General features: G+C 71.6%; 21 protein-coding genes. 8 read left to right on the forward strand and 13 right to left on the reverse strand.

Annotated features, from left to right (window positions below):
* Positions 1–61: 61 nt before the first annotated feature.
* The 3 genes from ACYQ8Q_RS13810 to ACYQ8Q_RS13820 form a co-directional block, all read right to left on the reverse strand.
* The gene (locus ACYQ8Q_RS13810) at positions 62–1111 is read right to left on the reverse strand and encodes an endonuclease/exonuclease/phosphatase family protein (RefSeq protein WP_460064867.1); all 1050 of its coding nucleotides are present in this window, start codon (positions 1109–1111) and stop codon (positions 62–64) included.
* A 193-nt stretch (positions 1112–1304) separates the two neighbouring features.
* Positions 1305–1925 carry a TetR/AcrR family transcriptional regulator gene (locus ACYQ8Q_RS13815; protein WP_460064868.1) on the reverse strand — a complete coding sequence of 207 codons (621 nt, stop codon included), beginning with the start codon at positions 1923–1925 and terminating at the stop codon, positions 1305–1307.
* Positions 1926–2008: 83 nt separating this feature from the next.
* Positions 2009–3601: an MFS transporter gene (locus ACYQ8Q_RS13820; RefSeq protein ID WP_460064870.1), complete on the reverse strand. Its 1593-nt coding sequence runs from the start codon at positions 3599–3601 to the stop codon at positions 2009–2011.
* 221 nt (positions 3602–3822) lie between these two features.
* Here ACYQ8Q_RS13820 and panB point away from each other — a divergent pair, with 221 nt between their 5' ends.
* The 3 genes from panB to ACYQ8Q_RS13835 all read left to right on the forward strand — a co-directional run bounded on the left by panB (position 3823) and on the right by ACYQ8Q_RS13835 (position 6701).
* Entirely contained in the window at positions 3823–4689 is an 867-nt protein-coding gene (panB, locus tag ACYQ8Q_RS13825) for a 3-methyl-2-oxobutanoate hydroxymethyltransferase (RefSeq protein WP_460064871.1), read from the forward strand.
* A gap of 153 nt (positions 4690–4842) precedes the next feature.
* On the forward strand, positions 4843–5868 hold the full coding sequence (locus tag ACYQ8Q_RS13830) for an ATP-binding cassette domain-containing protein (protein WP_460064872.1): 1026 nt from the start codon (positions 4843–4845) through the stop codon (positions 5866–5868).
* Positions 5865–6701, forward strand: a complete 837-nt coding sequence (locus tag ACYQ8Q_RS13835) for an ABC transporter permease (RefSeq protein ID WP_460064874.1) — start codon at positions 5865–5867, stop codon at positions 6699–6701. Before ACYQ8Q_RS13830 ends, ACYQ8Q_RS13835 begins: the two co-directional genes overlap by 4 nt.
* 40 nt (positions 6702–6741) lie before the next feature.
* On the opposite strand, the gene ACYQ8Q_RS13840 is transcribed toward ACYQ8Q_RS13835, so the two are convergent.
* Together ACYQ8Q_RS13840 and ACYQ8Q_RS13845 are read right to left on the reverse strand one after the other, a co-directional pair.
* Complete coding sequence (locus tag ACYQ8Q_RS13840; protein ID WP_460064876.1) at positions 6742–10077, reverse strand: AfsR/SARP family transcriptional regulator; 3336 nt, start codon at positions 10075–10077, stop codon at positions 6742–6744.
* A gap of 78 nt (positions 10078–10155) precedes the next feature.
* The gene (locus ACYQ8Q_RS13845) at positions 10156–11502 is read right to left on the reverse strand and encodes a DUF6578 domain-containing protein (RefSeq protein ID WP_460064878.1); all 1347 of its coding nucleotides are present in this window, start codon (positions 11500–11502) and stop codon (positions 10156–10158) included.
* 105 nt (positions 11503–11607) lie between these two features.
* On the opposite strand from ACYQ8Q_RS13845, the gene ACYQ8Q_RS13850 reads away from it, so the two are divergent.
* Positions 11608–12414, forward strand: coding sequence for a site-2 protease family protein (locus ACYQ8Q_RS13850; RefSeq protein ID WP_460064881.1), 807 nt, complete (start codon positions 11608–11610; stop codon positions 12412–12414).
* 277 nt (positions 12415–12691) lie between these two features.
* Here the strand turns inward: ACYQ8Q_RS13850 and ACYQ8Q_RS13855 are convergent, their stop codons facing one another.
* From ACYQ8Q_RS13855 to npdG, 7 genes are all read right to left on the reverse strand, one after another.
* Positions 12692–13819, reverse strand: a complete 1128-nt coding sequence (locus tag ACYQ8Q_RS13855; protein ID WP_460064883.1) for an ABC transporter ATP-binding protein — start codon at positions 13817–13819, stop codon at positions 12692–12694.
* The gene (locus ACYQ8Q_RS13860) at positions 13816–15564 is read right to left on the reverse strand and encodes an ABC transporter permease (protein ID WP_460064884.1); all 1749 of its coding nucleotides are present in this window, start codon (positions 15562–15564) and stop codon (positions 13816–13818) included. Before ACYQ8Q_RS13860 ends, ACYQ8Q_RS13855 begins: the two co-directional genes overlap by 4 nt.
* Complete coding sequence (locus tag ACYQ8Q_RS13865; RefSeq protein ID WP_460064885.1) at positions 15561–16631, reverse strand: ABC transporter substrate-binding protein; 1071 nt, start codon at positions 16629–16631, stop codon at positions 15561–15563. Before ACYQ8Q_RS13865 ends, ACYQ8Q_RS13860 begins: the two co-directional genes overlap by 4 nt.
* A 118-nt stretch (positions 16632–16749) precedes the next feature.
* Positions 16750–17499, reverse strand: a complete 750-nt coding sequence (locus ACYQ8Q_RS13870; protein WP_460064887.1) for a response regulator transcription factor — start codon at positions 17497–17499, stop codon at positions 16750–16752.
* A complete protein-coding gene (locus tag ACYQ8Q_RS13875; protein ID WP_460064889.1) occupies positions 17496–18302 on the reverse strand; it encodes a sensor histidine kinase in 807 nt (268 codons plus the stop codon). Before ACYQ8Q_RS13875 ends, ACYQ8Q_RS13870 begins: the two co-directional genes overlap by 4 nt.
* A gap of 293 nt (positions 18303–18595) precedes the next feature.
* On the reverse strand, positions 18596–18838 hold the full coding sequence (locus tag ACYQ8Q_RS13880; RefSeq protein WP_460064890.1) for a hypothetical protein: 243 nt from the start codon (positions 18836–18838) through the stop codon (positions 18596–18598).
* 4 nt (positions 18839–18842) lie between these two features.
* Entirely contained in the window at positions 18843–19559 is a 717-nt protein-coding gene (gene npdG, locus ACYQ8Q_RS13885; RefSeq protein WP_460064892.1) for an NADPH-dependent F420 reductase, read from the reverse strand.
* A 103-nt stretch (positions 19560–19662) separates the two neighbouring features.
* On the opposite strand from npdG, the gene ACYQ8Q_RS13890 reads away from it, so the two are divergent.
* Both ACYQ8Q_RS13890 and ACYQ8Q_RS13895 read left to right on the forward strand, forming a co-directional pair.
* A complete protein-coding gene (locus tag ACYQ8Q_RS13890; RefSeq protein WP_460064894.1) occupies positions 19663–20259 on the forward strand; it encodes a hypothetical protein in 597 nt (198 codons plus the stop codon).
* Between the two features lie 87 nt (positions 20260–20346).
* On the forward strand, positions 20347–21645 hold the full coding sequence (locus tag ACYQ8Q_RS13895) for an MFS transporter (protein WP_460064895.1): 1299 nt from the start codon (positions 20347–20349) through the stop codon (positions 21643–21645).
* Positions 21646–21650: 5 nt separating this feature from the next.
* Here ACYQ8Q_RS13895 and ACYQ8Q_RS13900 read toward each other — a convergent pair whose 3' ends face one another.
* Complete coding sequence (locus tag ACYQ8Q_RS13900; RefSeq protein WP_460064896.1) at positions 21651–21881, reverse strand: hypothetical protein; 231 nt, start codon at positions 21879–21881, stop codon at positions 21651–21653.
* 58 nt (positions 21882–21939) lie between these two features.
* On the opposite strand from ACYQ8Q_RS13900, the gene map reads away from it, so the two are divergent.
* Together map and ACYQ8Q_RS13910 are read left to right on the forward strand one after the other, a co-directional pair.
* Positions 21940–22797, forward strand: a complete 858-nt coding sequence (map, locus tag ACYQ8Q_RS13905) for a type I methionyl aminopeptidase (RefSeq protein ID WP_460064898.1) — start codon at positions 21940–21942, stop codon at positions 22795–22797.
* Positions 22798–22920: 123 nt separating this feature from the next.
* Entirely contained in the window at positions 22921–23568 is a 648-nt protein-coding gene (locus ACYQ8Q_RS13910) for a biliverdin-producing heme oxygenase (RefSeq protein ID WP_460073305.1), read from the forward strand.
* The last annotated feature ends 12 nt before the right edge of the window (positions 23569–23580 follow it).

Genomic DNA, 23580 nt, shown 5'->3' on the forward strand with positions numbered 1-23580 from the left:
GGCCGTTCCATCGTATGTTCAACGACGGAACAAACTCTCCCCGGTCCGGTATTCCGGCGGGTTACGAGCCGGTCAGCTTTACCCGTGCCGCGATCGGCAGATGGTCGCTGCCCGTCTGCGGGAGCGTCCAGGACGTCACCGGCTCCACGCCCCGCACCAGGATCTGGTCGATCCGCGCCATCGGGAACGACGCCGGCCAGCTGAAGCCGAAGCCGTCGCCGGCCGCGCCCTGCGTGGACCGCATCTGGGAGGTCACTGCGTTCAGCGAGCGGTCGTTCATGGTGCCGTTGAGGTCGCCGAGGAGGATCACCCGGCTCAGCGGCTCGTCGGCGATCGCCTCGCCCAGCGCGTCCGCGCTCTTGTCGCGCTGGCGGGCGGTGAAGCCGGCCTGGAGCTTGACCCGGACCGAGGGCAGGTGCGCGACGTAGAAGGCGACCTCGCCCTCCGGGGTCTTCGCCGTCGCCCGCATCGCGCGCGTCCAGCCCAGCTTGATGTCGACGGGCTTGACGGCGCTCAGCGGGTACTTGCTCCACAGGCCGACCGTGCCCTGCACCGAGTGGTACTTGTACGTCGCCGCCATCGCCTTCTCGTAGACCGGCACCGCCGAGGCGGTCAGCTCCTCCAGCGCCACCACGTCCGCGCCGGACGCGGCCACGTCCCGGGCGGTGCCCGAGGGGTCGGGGTTGTCGGCGTTGACGTTGTGCGTGGCGACGGTGAGATCGCCGCCGCCGCCGGTCTTGTCGCTGAGGAGCCCGCCGAAGAGGTTCAGCCAGACGACGGCCGGGAGGACCAGCGCGATCAGCGCGCTGGCCGACTTGCGCACCAGGGCGAGGAGTACGAACACCGGGATGAACAGCCCGAACCAGGGCAGGAACGTCTCCGTGAGGCTGCCGAGGTTGCCGAAGCGGTTGGGGATGCGCGAGTGCAGCAGCATCACCAGGGAGAGCAGCAGCGCCAGCGCGGCGACCACCAGGCCGCGGCGCCAGATGCGCGGGTCACCGCGCCAGCCGGAGACCAGACGTCCGATCAGGCGCCGGAGCCGGTCTCCCCGGCGCTCGGGTCCCGAGCCTCCGTTGTCGTCCGTCTCCGTCATGTACGCCTGCTGCGCCATACCGTCGCCTCACTGCCTGCCGTGCACACCGTCTCTCCCCCGGGCATAGACCCTAGGGGATGATCGGCTTCGATCCTGCCGCCCCTCGGCGGCCGTACGGGCACGAGGACGATCGGGGCCGCGCCGGGAGTTCCTGAGCCGCGGTGCGCGGACGGCTCTGTGACGGAACGCGCACATTGCGACGGCCGACGGGTCAGTTGACGGGGCGTAGTCCGGCTAGCAGGGTGTCGACGATCCGTTCCGCAAGCCCCTCGGGGAGGTCGGCCTCGGGGCGCAGGACGGCACGGACCAGCATCGGGCCGACGATGATGTCGTTCACCAGTTCCACGTCCAGGTCGGCGCGGAGTTCACCGTTCTGCTGGCCGCGGCGCAGGACCTCGATACCGGCCCTGCGCCGGGGAAGTATGACCGAGTTGTGGTAGGCCGCCCAGATCTTCGGGCTGCTCTTCATCTGGGCGTGCACATTGTGCAGGATCGCCGAGGAGCGGTTGGCCAGACTCCGTCGGCGCAGGGACTCCAGCAGGACGACGAGGTCGTCCCGCATGGAGGTGCCCGGGAGCTGCTCGGGGTCCTGGGGTTCGGCGGTGCGCAGGACGTCGACGAAGAGTTCCTCCTTGCCGCTCCAGCGCCGGTAGATGGTGGCCTTGCCGACACCCGCCGTGCGGGCGATGCGCTCTATGGAGATCTCGGCGAGGGGCACGCCGTCCTCCAGGAGCTTCATCGTCCCCTCGAGAATGGCCCGTTCCACGGCCTCGCTGCGGGGCCGGCCCCTGACGGGCTGGTCCTGAGCGGTGCCACTGCCGACGAGGCTCACGTCCGTCTTCCTTTCGTCCGCCCGGGGACTTCCGGGGACTTCCGGGGGAATTCTCACCCACGAGCGCTCCCCGCATGACGGTGCTAGGACTCCGTGCGCACCAACTCCTCCTCCGGGGCGCCCTGTTGAGGGGCCTTCGGCTTCGCGGGCAGGAAGAGCGCCACCACGATCGCCCCGGCCAGCGCCACCACGGCACCGCACAGCGCGGTGATGTGCATGGCGTGCAGGAAGGCGTCGTCGGCCGGCCCGACCAGGGCCTGGCCGCGGGCGCCGAGCTTCGCGGCGACGCCCAGCGTGGCCTCGATGGACTCGCCCGCGGTCTCGCGCAGACCGGCGGGCAGGGTGCCGAGCTTGTCCTCGATGCCGGAGCGGTACGACGCGGAGAGCACCGAGCCGAGGACGGCGATGCCGAGGGCGCCGCCGAGCTGGCGGAAGGTGTTGCTGAGGGCGGAGGCGGAGCCGGCCTTCTCGCGGGGCAGGGCCTGCATGATGACGACACTGGTCGGGGTCATCACATGCGCCATGCCGGTGCCCATGCAGAAGAAGACGATCTCCAGGAGCCAGATCGGGGTGTCGGCGTCCAGGGTGGCGAACGCGGCCAGGGTCGCGGTGAGCACGAGCATGGCGCCCGTGGTGGTGGCCCGGACCCCGAAGCGGTCGACGACCAGCCGGGCACGCGGCGCGAAGATCAGCTGGGCGGCGGCCAGCGGCAGCAGGAGCAGACCGGACTGCAGCGGTGAGTAGCCGCGCACGCTCTGGGTGTAGAAGACCGAGAAGAAGGTCACGCCCATCAGCGCGAAGAACACCAGGGTGATGACGGCCATCGCGGCCGAGAACACCTTGTTCTTGAAGTAGGTGACGTCTATCGACGGGTGGTCGCTGCGCGCCTCGAACACGACGAACGCGGCGAGTACGGCGAGACCGGCGCCGATCGTCGAGAGCACGGCGACGTCGGTGAAGTCGGCCAGCTCGCCGCCCTTGATGATGCCGTAGACGAGCAGCACCAGGCCGACGACGGACAGGACGACGCCCACGGGGTCGATCCGGCCCGGGTTGGGGTCGCGGGAGTCGGGCACCAGCCAGAGCATCAGCACGAACGCGAGGATCACGATCGGCACGTTGATGAGGAAGACCGAGCCCCACCAGAAGTGGTCGAGGAGGAGGCCTCCGGTGATCGGCCCTATCGCGATGGCGAGGCCCACGCCGCCGGCCCAGATGCCGATCGCCTTGGGCTGCTCGTCCCGCTCGAAGACGTTCATGAGGACGGCGAGGGTGGCCGGCATCACGAAGGCGGCCCCGACGGCCATCAGCGCCCGGAAGGCGATGAGCTGGGCCGGCGAGCCGGACTCGGCGGCGAGCGCGGAGCCGATGCCGAACACGGCGAGCCCGCCGAGCAGGACCCTCTTGCGACCGATGCGGTCGCCGAGGAGACCTGCGGTGAACAGCAGACCCGCGAAGACCAGGGTGTAGGCGTTTATGGCCCACTCCAGCTCGCTCTGCGTGGCGCCGAGCCCGGTCGGGGCCGGGGTGGAGATGGTCTTGATCGCGACGTTCAGGATCGAGTTGTCCAGCACCACGATCAGCAGGCTCAGCATCAGCACGCCGAGGATCGCCCAACGGCGCCGGTGCACCTGTTCCGGTATCCGGGGCGCGATGGGGACGGCAGGAGTAGTCATGCCGTCGAGCGTAGAACCTTTTCGATACGAGACCGTCTCGTATCTGATCGACACGCAATTCTCTTACTCATCTCTTACTTCGGCTCGCACCCGCACGTTCTCCGCCGGACGAGTTCTTGGCCACACGGGGCGGTCTGGCCCTGCCTGGCACGAGGTGCCACCATGGGGGTGGTCCGGGGACGCCGTGAGGGCGCCTCGAGATGACGTAAGGAGCCGTTGCAATGACGCAGTTCTCGGCTGCCCAGAAAAACCCCTCCGACGGCAGCAAGACGCTGTACGGAGGCAAGGGCACACGCCGTATCACCGTCCGCGACCTCGCGCTCGCCAAGGAGCGCGGCGAGAAGTGGCCCATGCTGACCGCCTACGACGCGATGACCGCGTCGGTGTTCGACGAGGCCGGGATCCCCGTGATGCTCGTCGGCGACTCGGCGGGCAACTGTCATCTGGGGTACGAGACGACCGTACCCGTCACCCTCGACGAGATGACCATGCTGTCGGCGGCGGTCGTCCGGGGCACCCGGCGGGCCCTGATCGTCGGCGACCTGCCCTTCGGCTCGTACCAGGAGGGCCCGGTCCAGGCGCTGCGCAGCGCGACCCGGCTGGTCAAGGAGGCCGGGGTCGGGGCCGTGAAGCTGGAGGGCGGCGAGCGCTCGCACCGGCAGATCGAGCTGCTGGTGGAGTCCGGCATCCCGGTCATGGCCCACATCGGGCTGACCCCGCAGTCCGTGAACGCGATGGGTTACCGCGTACAGGGCCGCGGCGAGGAGGCGGCCCAGCAGCTGCTGCGGGACGCGAAGGCCGTCCAGGACGCGGGCGCGTTCGCGGTGGTCCTGGAGCTGGTGCCGGCCGAGCTGGCCGCCGAGGTGACGCGCGTGCTGCACATCCCGACCGTGGGCATCGGCGCCGGCCCGGAGTGCGACGCCCAGGTGCTGGTGTGGACCGACATGCTCGGACTGACCGGCGGACGGGTGCCGAAGTTCGTCAAGCAGTACGCGAACCTGCGTGAGGTGATGGGCAACGCCGCGAAGGCGTTCGCCGAGGACGTCGTCGGCGGGACGTTCCCGCTGGAGGAGCACAGCGTCCACTAGAGCCGTCCCCTGGAGCCATCTCCGCACAGTGCAGCCCGCCGATCGTCCCCCGTCGGCGGGCTGCCGCGTTCTGTAGGCGGACTGTCGGCGCGCGGGAACGCCTGTAGGTGGGCTGTCGGTGGTTTGTCGGTGGGGGCTGGGACCGTTCCTGGCATGACGCGAATCGACATGAACCCCGGTGGCGCCCGGAGCGCCGTGACCGTCCGGGGGCTGGTCAAGCACTACGGCGAGACCAGGGCACTGGACGGGGTGGACCTGGATGTGCGGGAGGGCACCGTGATGGGGGTGCTGGGGCCGAACGGCGCTGGCAAGACCACCCTGGTGCGGATCCTGTGCACCCTGCTCGCCGCCGACGCGGGGCAGGCGACCGTCGCCGGCTACGACGTCGTACGGCAGCCCCGGCAGCTGCGCCGGGTCATCGGCCTCACGGGGCAGTACGCCTCCGTGGACGAGAAGCTCCCCGGCTGGGAGAACCTGTACATGATCGGGCGGCTGCTCGACCTGTCCCGCAAGGACTCCCGGGCCCGCGCCGACGAGCTGCTGGAGCGGTTCTCGCTGACCGAGGCCGCCCGGCGGCCGGCGGCGACGTACTCCGGCGGTATGCGGCGGCGGCTGGACCTCGCCGCGTCCATGATCGGCCGGCCCACCGTGCTGTTCCTGGACGAACCGACCACCGGCCTCGACCCGCGCACCCGCAACGAGGTGTGGGACGAGGTCAAGACGATGGTCGGGGACGGCGTGACCGTGGTCCTGACCACCCAGTACATGGAGGAGGCCGAGCAGCTGGCCGCCGAGCTGACCGTGGTCGACCGGGGCCGGGTCATCGCGGGCGGTGGGATCGAGGAGCTGAAGGCGAAGGTCGGCGGACGCACCCTGCGGATCCGGCCCGCCGATCCGCTCCAGCTGCGCCCGCTGGCCGGCTGGATCGACGAACTCGGCGTCACCGGGCTCGCCACCACCGTCGTGGACGGCGAGCGCGGCTCGCTGCTGGTGCCGGTGCTCAGCGACGAACAGCTCACCGCCGTCGTCGGCGCGGTCACCGCGCGCGGCGTCACCCTCTCCTCCCTCACCACCGAACTGCCCAGCCTCGACGAGGTGTTCCTCTCCCTCACCGGCCACCGCGCCAGTGCCCCGCAGGACACCGTGCCCGCCGACGACCGCGAGGAGGTCGCCGTATGAGCGCCACCGCCACCGCCACCCCCACCGCCGTCGAGATCAAGGGCACGGCGGACGCGCGGATCCCGCTGCGCAGCCATCTGCGGCACACCGGTGCGCTCATCCGCCGCAATCTGCTGTGGATACGGCAGGACCCGGAGTCGATGTTCGACGCCATCCTGTTCCCGGTGATCTTCACCCTGCTGTTCGTGTACGTCTTCGGCGGGTCCATCGGGAAGTCGCTGGGCGGCGGCCAGGAGGCCTACGTCCAGTACGTCATCCCCGGTCTGCTGGCCATGATGGGGATGAACATGGCCCAGGGCGTGGGCACCGGCTTCAACACGGACTTCAACTCCGGGGTCATGGACCGCTTCCGGTCGCTGCCGATCGGCCGGGGCTCGGTGCTGTTCGCCAAGATCGTGGTCGAGCTGATGCGCATGCTGGTCGCCTGTGTGATCCTCATGGTCGTGGCCGTGCTGGTGGGCTTCGACATCACCCACTGGCCCGGTCTGATCGCGGCCGTGGGGCTGGCCACGGTGTTCGGCTCCGCGCTGATGTGGGTGTTCCTCACGCTCGGCGTGGTGATGAAGAGCGCCCAGTCCGTGCAGGCGATGGGCTTCCTGGTGCTGATGCCGCTCCAGTTCGGCTCGTCGATCTTCGCGCCGACCGCCTCGATGCCGGGCTGGCTGCAGAACTTCACCGACTACAACCCGCTGTCCTCGCTCGCGGACGCGGCCCGCGGTCTGATGGTGGGCGGTCCGGTCGCCCACGGCCTGTGGGTGACGCTGGCCTGGTCGGTGGGGCTGACGGCGGTGATGGCGCCGGTCGCCATCCACAAGTTCCGCACCAAGACCTGAGCCGGGGGCTTCCCGTGCGGAGCCGGGCCCTGCCGGGCCCTCACACCAGGGCGGCGGCCTCCTCGTAGGAGAGGCCGCCGCCCTCGGCGTACGCGGCCTCGAACGCCGTGTCGCCGAGTACGGCCCGGGCGGCACCGGTGGCCCGGGCGACCGTCTCGCGCTCGAGGCGGACGGCGACATGGCCCGGGGGCAGCAGGGACGCGGCGGCTCCGAGACAGCGGGCGGCGTCCGCGGCGCGACCACCGCCCCCGACACCGGCCAGGGCATAGGCCCCGATGGCCAGGTAGAAGCCGCGCATGTGCGGGGCGATGTTCATGGCCAGCCGGTCGGACGCGTGCTCCATGGCCTTGCGGACGGAGACCAGGGCCGGCTCGTAGCGGCCGTCGACCACGTCCACCCAGGCCTCCGCGCCCAGGATGAAGGCGTCGAAGACGACGAAGTGCGCGAGGCCGAACGTCTCGCGCAGCAGCCGGAGTTGTTCACGGGCCTCGCTGTGGCGGCCGGTCAGCCCGAGGTGCGAGGCGAGGAAGAGACGGGCGGCGGGCATGGCCTCGTTGTGGCCGTCGGCCGTGGCCTCGACGACCTCGCGCAGCAGGCGCTCGCCCCGCTCCTCCTCACCGGCCTCGATCAGCACGCTGCCCAGCCGGGCGCCGAGGACCGCCGACTGGTGGCGGGCGTCGAGCTGTTCGGCCAGGACGCGGGCCTCCTCGTAGTCGGCCGCGGCACCCCGGTAGTCGCCCGTCCGCTCACGGGCCTCGGCGCGCGCCGAGAGGGCCTCGGCCGAGCCCCAGGCGTCGCCCAGCCGGCGGAAGACGTCCAGGGCCGCGTCGGCGTCCCGGCCCGCGGCACCGGCCCAGTCGGCGCGGTTGGCGAGGAGGTTGGCGCGCAGTTGCAGCGTGGTGGCCAGCTCCCACTCGTAGCCGGGGGTGGCGCGGCAGGTCTCGACGTTGGCGTCGACGATGACGCGGATGCGCTCCATGTCTCCGGTCATCATCACGGCGTAGAACCAGAGCAGGCCCGGCGGGCGGCAGGTCTGCGGCAGGCCGGGGGCGTAGGTCTCGCTGACGATCCGCAGCTTGCGCTGGGCCTCCGGGGTGTTCCAGGCGTCCAGCTCGGTGTCCATACAGGCGAGATGGGCGAGATGGACCCCGCGCCGGGCCTCCGCGAGGACCTCGCCGGACACCGGCGGCGGGGTCTCGATGACCGGCCTGAGGACCGCGGCGGCGGGGCGGACGGGCTCGGCGAAGGGGTCGGGGCCGAGGGCCATGACCGCGCCGCACCAGGTGCGGGCCTCGATCCGCAGATCCCGCATCTGCCAGTACCAGACGAGGGAGAGGGAGAGACAGAGGGCCTCCTGCTCGTCGCGGGCGGCGACGGCGCGGCGCAGCGCGGTGCGCAGGTTCTCGTACTCGAGCTGGAAGAGCGCGACGGCCTGCCGCTGGCGCGGGCCGCGCAGCGAGGGCTCGGTGGTGCGGGCGAGTTCGCGGTAGTACGTCAGATGCGCCCGCTCGGCGTCGGCCCGCCGGCCCCTCTCGTCGAGCCGTTCGGCGGCGTACTCGGCGACGGTCTCCAGGAGCCGGTAGCGCATCTCGCCGTCCGGGGCCGGGGCGGCGACCACGAGGGACTTGTCGACGAGGGAGGCGAGGGAGGAGAGCACGTCGTGCGCGGGCCCGCACACCGCCTCCACGGCGGCCAGGTCGCAGCCTCGGGCGAACACCGACAGCCGGGCGAGGACCTCGCGCTCCTCCTCGTCGAGCAGGTCCCAGGACCAGTCCACGACCGCGCGCAGGGTCTGCTGGCGGGGCAGGACGGTACGGCTGCCCGAGGTGAGCAGCCGGAAGCGGTCGTCGAGGCGGTCGGCTATCCGGCGCGGGGTGAGCATGCGCAGCCGGGCGGCGGCGAGTTCGATCGCGAGAGGCAGACCGTCGAGCCGGCGGCAGATCTCGGCGCAGGCCTCGGGGTCGTCCGCGATCCGGAACCCGGGGCGGGCGGCCGCGCCCCGGTCGGCGAACAGCCGCAGCGCGACGGGCTCCGGCAGCGGCTCGACGGGGCGCAGCAACTCGCCCGGGACACCGAGGGGTTCACGGCTGGTGGCGAGGACGGTCACACCGGGGCAGCGGACGAGGAGCTCCTCGACGAGACGGGCGGCGGCCTCGACGACGTGCTCGCAGTTGTCGAGGACGATCAGCATGCGGCGCCGGGCGCAGTGCTCGACCAGCCGCTCCACCGGGTCGTCGGTGCGTTCGGCGACCGCGCGCATCTCCTCGGCGCCGGCGCCGTACATCACGGTCTCCCGCGCGCCGAGGGCGGTCAGCACGGCCTGCGGTACGGCGTCCGGGTCGGCGACGGGGGCGAGTTCCGCCAGCCAGACGCCGTCGCGCGCGATGTCCCGCACGCCCTCGGCGGCCTCCTGCGACAGCCGCGTCTTCCCCGCGCCGCCGGGCCCGAGCAGGGTGACGAGCCGCGCCTCCACGAGGTCCCCACGGATGGCGCCGATGTCCCTCTCCCGGCCGACGAAGGAGGTGAGACGGGCGCGGAGGTTGCCAGGGGGCGGCGGGGTGGAGGGGGGTCGGGGAGCGGAACCGGACGCCGACCCGGCTGAGGAGCCGGCGGGGGCGAAGGGCGTGGGCGCCGTCGAAGGGGACGGGGGTGTGGCGAGGAGTCGCGTGTGCAGGGCGCGGAGTTCGGGACCGGGGTCGGAGCCCAGGCGGTCGGCGAGGATCCGGCGGACGTCCTCGTAGGCGGCCAGGGCCTCGGCGGGACGGCCCGCGTCGCTCAGGGCGCGCAGCCGCAGGGCCTGGAGCGACTCGTCCAGGGGGTGGGCGTCGCAGACCGCGGTGAGCTCGGGCAGCGACTGCTCGCCGTGTCCGAGGGCGAGGGCCGCGGTGTGGCGGGCGCGCACCGCGTCCAGGCGGCGGGCCTCCCGGCGGGCGGCCTCCGCGGTGCGGTCGGGCAGGTCGGCGAGGGGCGGGCTCTGCCAGAGGGCGAGGGCGTCGTCGAGGAGGACGGCGGCCTTGGCGGGGTCGCCGTCGGCGAGGGCGCGGAGACCATCGGCGGTGAGCCGTTCGAAGCGGTGCAGGTCGACGGCGTCGGGGGTGGTGGCTAGCCGGTAGCCGCCCTCGGCGGAGACGACCGCGTCCGCGCCCAAGGCCCGGCGCAGCCGCCCGACCAGGGCCTGCAGCGCGGCTGGCGCGTCCACTGGTGGATCGTCCGCCCACACCTCCTCCACCAGCAGCCCGGCGGGAACGCTCCGCCCGGCCCGGAGCGCCAACACCGTCAACAGGGCACGCAGCCGCGCCCCGCCGACGGCGACGGCGGTGCCGTCGGGGCGGAGTGCCTGGGTGGTGCCGAGGATGCGATAGCGCACGGGGTTCATTGTCTCCGGCGAGAACGGAAGCGGTCACGGAGTTACGCCGGGATGGCGCGGCCCCGGGGCGGGTCAGGGGTACGACGCTCAGGAACCCGGGGCTTGATCCGGACGGGGATCCGGGCGGGGACCCGGGCCGGGACCCGGGCGGGAACCCGGGCGGGAACCCGGGCCGGAACCCGGACGGGCATCCGGGCGGGAACCCGGGCCGGGACCCGGGCCGGGACCCGGACGGGAACCCGGGCCGACACCCGGGCCGACACCCGGACCGGAACCCGGACCGGAACCCGGACGGGAACCCGGACGGGGACCCGGGCCGACACCCGGACGGGGACCCGGGCCGGAACCCAGACCGGAACCCGGGCCGATACCCGGACCGGAACCCGAGCCGGAACCCAGACCGGAACCCGGGCCGACACCCGGACCGGAACCCGAGCCGGAACCCAGACCGGAACCCGGGCCGACACCCGGACCGGAACCCGAGCCGGAACCCAGACCGGAACCCGGGCCGACACCCGGACCGGAACCCGAGCCGGAACCCAGACCGACACCCGGACCGGAACCCGGGCCGACACCCGGGCCGGAACCCGGGCCGGAACCCGGGCCGGAACCCGGGCCGGAACCCGGACGGGGACCCGGGCCAACCCCCGGACGGGGACCCGGGCCGGGATCCAGGCCCGGATTCGGGCCGGGACGCCGGGCGGGATCCGCGCCAAGACCCCGCTCGAGATCCGGGCCGAAACCCCGGCCACGATCCCCACCACGATCCCCACCAAGACCCCGCCCGCGATCCCCACCAAGACCCCGCCCGCGATCCCCACCAAGACCCCGCCCGCGATCCCCACCAAGACCCCGCCCGCGATCCCGCCCAGGACCCCGAGCACGATTCCCGTCAAGACCCCGCCCGCGATCCGGGGCGGGATCCGGGATCTCCAGGGTCGCCAGGGCGCCCGACTCGGCGGGGCGTCGGCCACGCTCGTCCGGGGTGCCGTCGTCGAACCACTTCGGGCAGCGGTCCACCGCGCGCAGGCCGCGTTCCCCCGGTACCGGCTCCCAGGTGCGCGAACCGGGCGGACTCTCCTCGTACACCTGGGTCACCACCCGGACGGCCCGCACCCGGCCCGTCACCCGCGGTCCGCCGCCGTGCCCGTTGACGACGAGCAGTCCGACCAGGCGGACCCGGTCCCCGGGGGACAGCCCGTCGCAGGCGTCGCCGACCTGCACCGCCGCGGTCGGCCCCTCGCGCACGACCCGTACCGCGCGCACGTCCTCCACCGGCCCCGAGACCTTGGTGAGGTGCTCGTCCCAGCCACCGCCGAGCACCTCGCAGGACGTCCGCAGCAGCAGCGGCCAGCTCACCTCCTCGCCGACGGCGAACGGCTCACCGCAGCACTCCATCTGCCAGTCCTCGTAGAACACCTGCCACAGCCCCATGTCCCCACCTTTCCACGGAACCCGGGGGCCACCGCGAGACGTTTTCCCGGTGCGCCCGGTACGGTCGGGCCGTTCCACGCGTGCCGAGAAGCTCAGGGGAGCCCCATGACCACCGCCACCACCCGTAACGGCGACCGGAGGATCAGCCCGGTCTTCGTGGGGATCCTCGCCGTCACCGCGGTCACCGGCTGGGCCACCTGGACCGGGTTCGCCGAGCAGCCCGGCCTGGCGGTGTTCCTGTTCGTGACGGCGGCCTGGATCGTCTCGCTGTGTCTGCACGAGTACGCCCACGCGCGGACGGCCCTGCACAGCGGGGACATCACCGTGGGAGCCAAGGGCTACTTGAGCCTCAATCCTCTCGCCTACACCCACGCCCTGCTCAGCATCGTGCTGCCGGTGATCTTCGTGATCATGGGCGGGATCGGTCTGCCGGGCGGCGCCGTCTTCATCGAGCGGGGGCGGATCCACAAGCGCTGGCAGCACAGCCTGGTCTCGGCGGCCGGTCCGCTGACGAACGTGCTGTTCGCGGCCGTGTGCACGGCGCCGTTCTGGCTGGACGCGCTGGACGGGGTGCCGGCCGCCTTCCGGTACGCGCTCGCGTTCCTCGCGCTGCTCCAGGTCACGGCGGCGATCCTGAACTTCCTGCCGGTGCCGGGCCTCGACGGGTACGGCGTGGTCGAGCCCTGGCTGCCGTACGACGTGAAGCGGCAGGTGGAGCCGTTCGCGCCGTTCGGACTGCTGTTCGTGTTCGCGCTGCTGTGGGTGCCGTCGGTCAACGCCGTGTTCTTCGACGGGGTGGACGCGGTGCTGCGCGGGCTCGGCATCAGCGACTTCGACACGTACTGCGGCCAGTACATGTACAACTATGTCTTCAGGCGCGGCACGGACGTAGCCAACTGCCTCGCCAACTGACCCGCGAAAACGCAGCGGCCCCGCGCACACCCGGGGTGGATGACACTGACGGGGGTCCGCCTGCCGGTCTCACCCGGCACCGAACCCCCGTCGCGCCCTCCACCCGTTCCAGTTGGTGTGATCCTGCGGCAGCCCGGGTGATGACTGCTGCGCCTGTCCGAGGCACACAGCGCCTCCGGCTCCCCGTCCGGCTCCCGGACCGAACGTCACGTCACGTGAAGCACCGGCTGCGGTACGGGCCAAGGGTTTCGGAACACCCTCCCCACCTAGTCCATCCCTAGTCCCGCGTGAGCAGGTAGGCCCGGTCAGGGTCGAAGGTGACCTCGACGTTGGCGCCTTCGGCCAACGCCTCCCGCGAGTCGACGCCCGGTTCGGTGACCGTCATGGTGCCGGCAGTTGTCTCCACCTCGTAGTCGATCGTGGCGCCGTGGAATGTCGAGCGCAGCACCACGCCGATACCGGTGCCGCCGTCGGTGACCGCGGACAGACTGACCGTTTCCGGCCGCACCATCAGGTACGCGGCGGCATCGGCGCTCACCTTGGGGTGCGCGGCGACGGTGACCTGGCGGCCCAGCACGGTAACGGTGGCTCTGCCTCCGCCGACCTGCTCCGGCACCGCTTCCAGGAAGTTCGCCCGGCCGATGAAGTCGGCGACGAACACACTGGCCGGCCGGGCGTAGATCTCGCCCGGCGTGGCCGCCTGCTCCACCCTTCCCTTGTTCATCACCACGATCCGGTCGGACATGCTCATCGCCTCGTCTTGGTCGTGGGTGACGTAGAGGCTGGTGATGCCGAACATCTTCTGGATGCGCCGGATCTCCGCCCGCATCGCGTCACGCAGCTTCGCGTCCAGATTGGACAGCGGCTCGTCGAACAGCAGCACCTTCGGCTGCACCACCAGGGCACGGGCCAGTGCGACCCGCTGTTGCTGGCCGCCGGACAGCTCATGCGGGCTGCGGTCCTCCAGACCGACCAGGTTCATGCTGGTGACGGCCATCCTCATACTGGTGGCGATGTCGTCACGGGTACGCCGTTGCAGTCGCATCCCGTAGGCGATGTTCTCCGCCACGGTCAGGTGCGGGAACAGCGCGTAGCTCTGGAACACCATCGCCATGGGCCTGCGCTGCGGGGGCACGGCGTCGATGGCCTTGCCGTCGAGGAGAATGCCGCCGCTGGAGGAGTCCTCGAAGCCGGCCACCATGCGCAGGGTGGTGGTCTTGCCGCAGCCGGACGGGCCGAGCAGGGTGATGAACTCCCCCGGCTCGACGTCGAGGGACACACTGTCCACGGCGGTCACGGTGCCGGAGCGGCCGGTGAACCGCTTGGTCAGGGCGTCGAGCCGCAGATGTCCGCTGTCGGCCTCGCGCGGTGGCGCGGTGGTGAGTTCGGGCGCGGCGGCGGTCATGTCTTCTGCCTTTCGGAAGTGGCGGTGCGCTGCAGAGCCGCTCCGGTGCCGACGAGGACGCGGATGAGTGCGAAGCCGGTGAGCACCAGTGCGGTCAGCACGGTGCAGTACGCGAAGGCGACGCCGTACCGGCCCGTGCTGGCGGCGCTGAGGACCTGCGATGTGATGATCTTCGTCTCGGGTGTGACCAGCAGGACGATCGTCGAGACGGAGGTCATGCTGCGGGCGAAGCTGTAGCTCAACCCGGTGAGCAGCGCCGGCCGGATCAGCGGAAGCGTCACCCGGCGGAAGGTCTGCAGCGGACTCGCCCCAAGGTCCGTCGACGCCTGCTCGATGTAGGGATGCAGCTGCGTGAGCGAGCCCACCGCGGTGCGCTGGCCCGCCGGGACGCTGCGGGCGATGTACGCCAGGACGATCGCGACCGCACCACCGGCGACGGCGCTGCCTCCCACCAGGCTCGGGAACGCGTGTACCGGGCCGATCCACCGGTCCGGCCGGTACGCCAGCACGAAGCCGATGCCCAGTACGGTGCCGGGAACGGCGACGCCCAGCGTGCCACCGAGGTCGAGCAGCCAGGCCGTGCGGTCCAGGTGCCGCACGACCAGCCAGGCGATGACCAGACCGACGAGACCCGCGACGGGCGTCGCGATGGCGGCGAACCTGAGCGTGTCCAGCACCGCCTCGACCCCCACCCCGGTGACGACCTCCTTGAGGTAGTCGAGCGTGAACGTGTTGTCGACGCCGAACACCCGGGTCACCGACCCGACGATCACCGTGCCGTAGAGACTCAGGATCACCGCGGCGGCCAGCAGCGCCAGCCCGTAGACCGGCCACCGTGCCCAGCCGGTGATCAGATGGACGCTGCCGGACGGACGGCCGGTGATCGTCGTACGCACCTTCCGGTTCATCCACCGCCGCTGCCCGAAGTACATGGCCAGCGACGGCACGAGAAGGATCACGCAGTAGACCGCTGCGCCGGTGATGTCGTACTCGCCGGTGACCGCCAGATAGGCGCGGCCGGCGAGGACGGTGTAGTCCCCACCGAGTACCAGGGGGTTGGCCAGGTCGGCGATCGCCTCCACGAACAGCAGCAGGAACGGCGCGACCAGACCGGGTGCCACCAGTGGCAGGATCAGCGTCCGCAGCGTGTGCCACCGGGAGGCGCCCATGTTCATGGCCGCCTCCTCCAGCGCCGGGTCCAGCCCCCGCAGCATGCCGAGCAGCCCCAGGTACGCCACGGGAAAGAGGGACAGCGACAGCACGAACACCAGCCCGTCGAGGCCGTAGATGTCGTACTCCACACCGAACACACCGTGACTGATGACACCGCGCCGGCCGTACAGCACGACGGTGGCCGTGGCGACCGCGAACGGCGGGCTGACGATCGGTATCAGGGCGATGACGTGCAGGACCTTCTTCCCCGGCACATCAAGCCTGGCCTGGACGAACGCGAACAGGAAGCCCAGCGCCGTTCCGCAGAGGCCGACGAGAGCGCCGAGCACCAGGGTGTTGCGCAGGACTGCGAGGTCGACCCACGAGGTGAAGAACTCCCCGTAGCGGGGAAGCGCGTCGGGCGAGAAGGCGGTGGCGAGCACCGCGACCAGCGGCACGACCGCTCCGATCGTCACCAGCAGGGTGACCGCGGCGATCAGGATCCGGACGCCCGGGTCGGTCCGGCGGCGCAGCCGCCTGGCCGCCACCTCGGTCGAGGTGGACGGCTCACGGCGGGAAAGCATCGTGGTCATGACTTCGGCGCCTGCGCGACTTCTTCGTCGAACCGCTTGGTGAGCTCTGCCTTGGCCGCCCCGGCCGCGTCCGCGTCGTAGTTCACCAGCTTGAGACCGTCCAGGTCGACGACCTTGTCCGACACCTTGGCGTTCGGGTTGGTCGGGAACTGGTACGCCTTCACGCTGGGACCGATCTCCTGCGCCTCGGGAGTCAGCGCCCAGTCGACGAACTTCCTGGCGCTCACGGGGTTCTTCGCGCCCTTGATCAGGGCGACGCCGCCGGTCTCGTAGCCGGTGCCCTCGGACGGGAAGGTCACCTCAAGGTCGGGGAAACCCTCCTCCTTGGTGGCCACGCAGTCGTGGGAGAAGATGACGCCGACGGCGACCTCGCCGCGCGCCGTCATCTGCGCCGGCGCCGAGCCGGACTTGGTGTACTGCAGCACGTTCGGGTGGAGCCGGCGCATGTACTTCAGCGCCTTGTCCTTGTCGCCGTCAGCCAGCTGGACCTGCGTCCACAGGGCCGTGTACGCGGTGCCCGACGTGGACGGATGCGCGATGCCGACGTCCTTCTTCAGCTTCGGGTCGAGAAGGTCGGCCCAGGACTGCGGGGCGCTGAGGCCCTTCTCCTTCAGCAGCTTGCCGTTGCTGCAGAAGCCCAGCGCGCCGACGTAGACGCCGGTCCACATCCCGGAGGCGTCCTTGTACTTGGCGGGGATGGCCTTCGCGTTCGCCGACACATAGGGCTCCAGCAGGCCCATGTCGCCCGCGGCGGCGTATCCGTCAGCGGGGCCGCCGTACCACACGTCGAACTCGGTGTTGTCCTTGCCCGCCTGGATACGGGCCAGCGCCTCGCCGCTGGAGAGGCGGACGAAGTCGGCCTTCACCCCGGCGGTCCTGGCGAACTGCTCGGTGGTGGCGGCGCACCACTCCTCGGGCGCGCCGCAGGCGACGTGCACCACGCCGCCGTCCTGTGCTGCGCTGACGTCATCGGCCTCCCGCGCGCAGCCGCTCGCGGCCACGACGACCACAGCCGCCAGCACCGTCGTCAGTGTCGCGCCGCGGCGCGATCCTCTTCCCTTGTTCACGACGTTGACCTCCGCGTATTCGAGCCGGGACGGGCTCTGCCGGGCGATGTTTCGGCCAGGTTAGGAGCGCGTGAACGGGGTGTCGGTGACGCCGGAGTGATCCCCGGTGACAGCGCCGTCACCCAGCCGGCGTTCCGTCCGGCTCGCCGTCCCGGGCGTCCGCCGACAGATCCGGCATCAGGTAGCCGACCCCGCGCAGCGTGTGGATGTACGCCGAGCCGCCCGGCACCCCCGCCAGCCGCGAGCGCAGCCGGTACACCGTGGACTTGACCACGTCCCGTCCGCCCAGCAGGTCCGTCGTGCCCCATACCTCCCGCAGCAGGTCCTGCCAGGACTGCGGCACACCCCGCCGGGAGGCGAGATGGCTCAGCAGTTTGAACTCCGTGAACGGCAGCTCCAGCCGGTGCCGCCCGAGGGTCGCCGACTGCGCCACCGGGTCGATCACCAGACTGCCGACGCGCACCGCGGCACCGCTGCCCCGTCGGTGGCGGCGCACCAGTGCCTGGGCGCGCAGTGCCACCTCACGGGGGTGGAAGGGCTTGGTCACGTAGTCGTCCGCGCCGTTCTCCAGGCCGACGATGACGTCGTCGTGCTGGGACAGCGCGGTGAGCAGCATGACCGGCACGTCCGACCGGGCCCGGATGCGTCCGCACAGGGTGATCCCGTCCATCGTCGGCATCATCACGTCCAGCACGACCAGGTCGACGGCACGTGTCCGCAGCAGATTCAGCGCGGTGGCGCCGTCATGTGCGGTGAGCACGGTGAATCCCTGTGTCTGCAGGGCGTACTCAATGATGATCGTCATCTGCGGCTCGTCGTCAACCACCAGCGCGGTGGGCCCGGCCGTCGTGCCCCGCGGAGCCGTCATGACGCATCGGGCAGGGTCAGCAGGAACGTCGTCCCGCGCGTGGACGCGGTGTGCACCATGATGTCCCCTCCGTGCAACTCCACGACGGTCTTCGTGATCACGAGACCGAGGCCGGTCCCGTCGGCCAGGGGCCGCCCGGTGGCGAAGCGGTGAAACAGCCGGTGCCGCTCGGCCCGCGTCATGCCGGCGCCGTCGTCGGTGACGTACACGGCGACTCCGGTGTCTATAAGGGCGACCCGGACGTCGATGCTGCCACCGGTGGTGGTGAACCTGCTCGCGTTCGACAGCAGGTTCGTCAGCGCCTGCGTCAGCAGCATCGGGTCCGCCGGGATCCGCGGCATCACCTGCGGGACGTCCAGGCCGATCCGCTGCCCGCGCTGAGCGCACAGCGGCCGCATGGCGGTGACGACGTCTCGCGCCACCACCGACACGTCCACTTTCTCCATGCGCGGTGTGAACAGGCCCGCCTCGATCTTCGCCTGGATCAGCAGGCTCTCGCACAGGCCGATGACCTGTGTGGACTGATGGTCCGCGACCTGCAGCAACCGCTCCTGCGCCGCTGTCAGCGGACCCGGGGCTCCTTCCCGCAGCAGATCCACGGCACCCTTGATCATGCTGAGGGGGGTGCGCAGCTCATGACTGAGCGCGGTCACCTGTTCCGCCCGGCGCTCCACCAGTTGTTCCAACTGGGCCAGCTCCGCCACCCGGCCCGCAGCGGCACGACGCAACCGTACGAGCATCAGCAGTGCGGCCGCACCCGCACCGGCCAGTGCCGCCGCCGACAGCCACGAGACGGTGACCATGACACGTCCTCCTCGGAACCTCCGCCGCACGTGGGGCGGGGTCCCGTGCATTGTGCACGGCATCGGCGCCGGGACAAAGAGGTCTCCGCGGGGAACTCCAGGGCCACGGGTGGCGGTCCGGCTGTCGTCTCCGGACCCGCCCCAAAAGGCCGAAACGCCCACCCGAGCTCCGCGGCCGGACAGGAGTCCGTCTGTATGCCGGGCCACAGCACCAGCCCCCGGGCGGTGGATCGTGCCGGGCAGACCGTTCCTCCGGCTCGGACAACAGCCCGAAACCGTGCCTTCAGGCGCGGTCAGCCGGTGACGGACTTCCGGGCCTTGTCCCGCTTGACGTAGTACCAGGTCATGTTGGACGACAGGCCCGCGAGCAGCACCCAGACCACCCCGAGGAAGCTGCCCTGGGCGAAGGAGACGACCGCGGCGGCGACGGCGAGGAGACAGACGACGAGGGTGTAGATCGCGAGGCGGGGCATGGTGCTGCTCTCCTGTCGGGGGACACCGGGTGGACGGTGCGTGCGTCGTCCAGTGTCCCCCATGCGCTCAGACGTCGGTGACCCGCAGTCCCGCGTGGGCCTTGTAGCGGCGGTTGACGGAGATCAGGTTGGCGACCAGGGACTCCACCTGGTGGGCGCCTCGCAGCCGGCCCGCGAAGACGCCGCGCATCCCGGGGATCCGGCCGGCGAGGGCCTGGACGATCTCGACGTCGGCCCGCTCCTCCCCCAGCACCATCACATCGGTGTCGATCTCCTCGATCTCCGGGTCCTGGAGGAGGACGGCGGAGAGGTGGTGGAAGGCGGCGGCGACCCGGGAGTCCGGCAGCAGGGCGGCGGCCTGCTCGGCGGCGCTGCCCTCCTCGGGCTTGAGGGCGTAGGCGCCCTTCTTGTCGAAGCCGAGCGGGTTGACGCAGTCGACGACGAGCTTGCCGGCCAGTTCCTCGCGCAGCGACTCAAGGGTCTTGCCGTGTCCGTCCCACGGCACGGCGACGATCACGATGTCGCTGCGGCGGGCGGTCTCGGCGTTGTCGGCGCCCTCGACGCCGTACCCGAGCTCCTCGGCGGCGCTCCGCGCGCGGTCGGCGGCGCGCGAGCCGATGATCACCTTCTGGCCGGCCTTGGCGAGCCGGTAGGCGAGACCCTTGCCCTGCGGGCCGGTGCCGCCGAGCACGCCGACGACCAGTCCGGAGACGTCGGGGAGGTCCCACGGGTCCTTGGCGGGGGCCTTCGCGGGGGCGTTCTGTGCGCTGTCGCTAGAGGTCATGGGCCGACTTTACGTGGGGGTGGCAAGGGCGCTTTCGCCGTGTCGGGTGAATCGGGTGCGAAGCGGGGGCGGGGGTGGGGCGGGTGGGGCAGGATGCGGGCGCATGGACGCCGTACGGGTCGCGCTGCTGCGCGAGGTGCTCGCCGGGACGGAGTGGCTGGGGGCCACGCGGAGGTTCGGCGCGGTGCTGCGCGGATCGGTGGTCTCGCACGGGGGCGGGCTGCTGCTGGTGGGGACGGCGGCGTACGAGCCCTGGCATCTCGCGGCGCATCTGGTGGACGAGGCCGCGTGGTCCGGTACGCCGGAGCTGGCGCCGACTCTCGTACGGCATCACGCGCGTCCGTGCGATCCCGCGCATCTCGCGGTGGGCCTCGGACGGATCGAGGCGGCGCGGCGGGGCGAGACGCTGCTGGTGGCCTCCCCGGAAGGTGATCCGGCGCTGCTGGAGCGGGTGGCGGACGCGCGGCGCTGCGGGCTCACGGTGCTGTCCCTCGGGCCCGGGGAGGGTGAGCTGACGGCGTTGTCCCACGAGACGCTGACCGTGCCGGACGGCTCGGAGCTGGACCTGGACACAGTGCAGCACCTGGTCAGCGCGGCGGCGGGCGAGAGCGGGCGCTCGGCGCGGGTGCGGCGGGGTTTCCGCGACCGCCTCTCCAGACTGCCGGAGTCCCTGACAGCCCCACCCCCACCCTCCTGGTGAGCCTTTTCCCACCCGGAACCGTCCAGGAGCGGCCGGGGCGCGAAAACCCGTTGCCCTCCTTCCCCGGGACGCCGAGCATGGCCCCTCGTGGTCATCGACTCCCTGCGCGCGCTGCTTCCCGATCTCGCCCCCTGGCGGGCCTCCCGTGACTTCCGGCGGCTCTGGTTCTCGGGGCTGATCTCCAGCTTCGGGAGTTTTCTGACGTTCGTCGCGCTGCCGGTGCAGTTGAAGGAGCTGACGGGGTCCGCGGCGGCGGTGGGGGCGATCGGGGCCGTCCAGCTGGTCCCGCTCGTCGTGTTCGGGCTGTACGGCGGCGCGCTCGCGGACGCCCTCGACAAGCGGACGCTGATCGTGTGGACGGAGGTCGGGCAGGGCCTGCTCAGTGCCGCGCTGCTGGTGAACGCGCTGTTGCCGGAGCCCGCCGTATGGCCGCTGTACCTCGTCGCGGGGCTCTCCGCCGTGCTGTTCTCCGTGCAGCGGCCCGCGCTGGACTCGCTGTGGCCGCGGATCGTCGCCCATGAGCATCTGCCGGCGGCCACCGCGCTGAACTCGCTGCGCTGGACGGTCGGCGGGGTCGCCGGACCGGCGGTCGCGGGCATCGTCGTGGCGTACGCGGGCCTCGGCTGGGCCTACGCCGCCGACGCCTTCACCTTCGCCGTCTCCGTCGCCCTGACCGTGGGCATCGCCGCGTCCCCCGCCGCGCACGAGGCGGCGAAGCCGTCCTGGCAGGCGATCACCGAGGGCGCCCGGTACGCCTGGGGGCGCAAGGAGCTCCTCGGGACGTACGCCGTGGACCTCGCCGCGATGTTCCTGGCCATGCCGCTCGCCGTGCTGCCGTTCCTCGCCGACGAGCTGGACGCCGAGTGGTCGCTGGGGCTGATGTACGCGTCGGTGCCGGCCGGGGCGATGCTGGTGAGCCTGACGAGCGGCTGGACCTCCCGGGTGCACCGGCACGGGCGGGCGGTCGTGGTCGCGGCCGGGCTGTGGGGCGTGGCGATCGCGGGCGCCGGGCTGGTCGGCAACGTATGGCTGGTGCTGCTCTGTCTGACCCTCGCGGGCGGGTGCGACATGGTCAGCGGGATCTTCCGGGGCGCGATGTGGAACCAGACGATCCCGGACGAGCTGCGCGGGCGGCTCGCCGGGATCGAGCTGCTGTCGTACTCGGTGGGGCCGACGGTGGGCCAGGTCCGCAGCGGCGGTTTCGCGGCCTGGCTGGGGGTGCGGACGTCCGTGTGGTCGGGCGGCGCGCTGTGCGCCGGCGCGGTGGGACTGCTGGCCCTGTGCCTGCCGGCGCTGATGCGCTACGACGTACGCACCGACGACCACGCGGCGCGCGAACGCGAGCGGCGCGCGGCCCAGGCACCCGCACCGGTCACCGGCGGCTAGGTCGGTCAGTCGTCACCGGTCTCGGTCTTCGGGGTGTCGTGCCAGCGTGGGTCGTTCTCCCACTGGAGGTTGCGTTCGCGGGCGCTCTCCATGGCGTGTTCGGCCTCCTGGCGGGAGGCGTACGGGCCGAAGCGGTCCTTGCCGGGGCAGTCCGGGCCCTCCTCGACCTTCTTGTGCTCCAGGCAGTAGTACCACTCGCCCGGCTTTCCCGTGACGCGCCGTTTGAACAGGGGCATGACCGGCTCCTCTCGCCACCCACATGTTCCCCCGTGGCCGCTCGATAGACTCGCCGTTATGTCTGGCCAGTCGCTGCTCGTGCCCGGGGAACTCTCCCCCACCCGTTCCGTGCCCGGAAACATCCGCCGTCCCGAGTACGTCGGCAAGCCCGCGCCGAAGCCGTACACCGGCGGTGAGGTGCAGACCCCCGAGACCGTCGAGGCGATGCGGGTCGCCGGGCGGATCGCCGCGCGGGCGATGGCGGAGGCCGCCAAGCTGATCGCGCCGGGGGTGACGACCGACGCGCTGGACAGGGTGGCGCACGACTACATGTGCGACCACGGCGCCTACCCCTCCACGCTCGGCTACCGCGGCTTCCCCAAGTCGCTGTGCACCAGCGTCAACGAGGTGATCTGCCACGGCATCCCGGACTCGACGGTCCTGCGCGACGGCGACATCGTCAACCTCGACGTGACGGCGTACATCGGCGGGGTGCACGGCGACAACAACGCGACCTACCTGGTCGGGGACGTCGACGAGGAGAGCCGGCTGCTGGTGGAGCGGACCCGGGAGTCCCTCGACCGCGCGATCAGGGCGGTCCGGCCGGGGCGGCAGATCAACATCATCGGGCGGGTCATCGAGTCGTACGCCAAGCGGTTCGGGTACGGCGTGGTCCGGGACTTCACCGGCCACGGGATCAACTCCTCGTTCCACTCGGGCCTGATCATCCCGCACTACGACAGCCCGCACGCGACGACCGTGATGCAGCCGGGGATGACGTTCACGATCGAGCCGATGCTGACGCTGGGGACGCACGACTACGACATGTGGGACGACGGCTGGACCGTGGTGACCAAGGACCGCCGGCGCACCGCCCAGTTCGAGCACACGCTGGTCGTCACGGACACCGGCGCGGAGATCCTCACGCTGCCGTAGCGCGCGCAGGCGATCACGGGCCCGCTCCCCGGCCGGAGCGGGCCTTTTCTTGTACGCTCTTACCGACAGGGTGTCGGCAAAGAGCATTGACTTAGGTAAGCCTTACCTTAGAAGATGACCGCTATGGACTCCTTCTCGACCGTCATCCGCACCGCCTCCCACGAGCAGCACACGGAGGCCGAGACCTCGACGTTCATGAGCGACCTGCTGGGCGGCCGGCTCGGCGTGCAGGCGTACGCGCGCTACACCGAGCAGCTCTGGTTCGTCTACGAGGCACTGGAGACCGGCGCCGAGCGGCTGGCGTCGGACCCGGTGGCGGGACCGTTCGTGCGGCCCGAGCTGTTCCGGCTGGCCGCGCTGGAGCGGGACCTGGCGCATCTGCGGGGAGCGGACTGGCGGGCCGGGCTGTCTGCCCTGCCGGCGACGCGGGCATACGCGGACCGGGTGCGCGCCTGCGCCGAGGACTGGCCGGCCGGGTACGTCGCCCACCACTACACGCGCTACCTCGGCGACCTCTCCGGCGGCCAGATCATCCGCGACCGGGCGGAGAAGTCCTGGGGCTTCGAGAAGAAGGGCGACGGCGTCCGCTTCTACGTCTTCGAGGAGATCGGCAACCCGGCGGCCTTCAAGCGGGACTACCGGGAGCTGCTCGACGCGGTGCGGGCGGACGACCTGGAGAAGCAGCGGATCGTCGCCGAGTGCAAGCGGGCCTTCGCGCTCAACACGGCCGTGTTCCACGCGCTGGGCGAGGAGTTCCCGCTGTCGGCCTGAGACGGACGTGGG

Source organism: Streptomyces sp. YKOK-I1, from assembly GCF_054660435.1.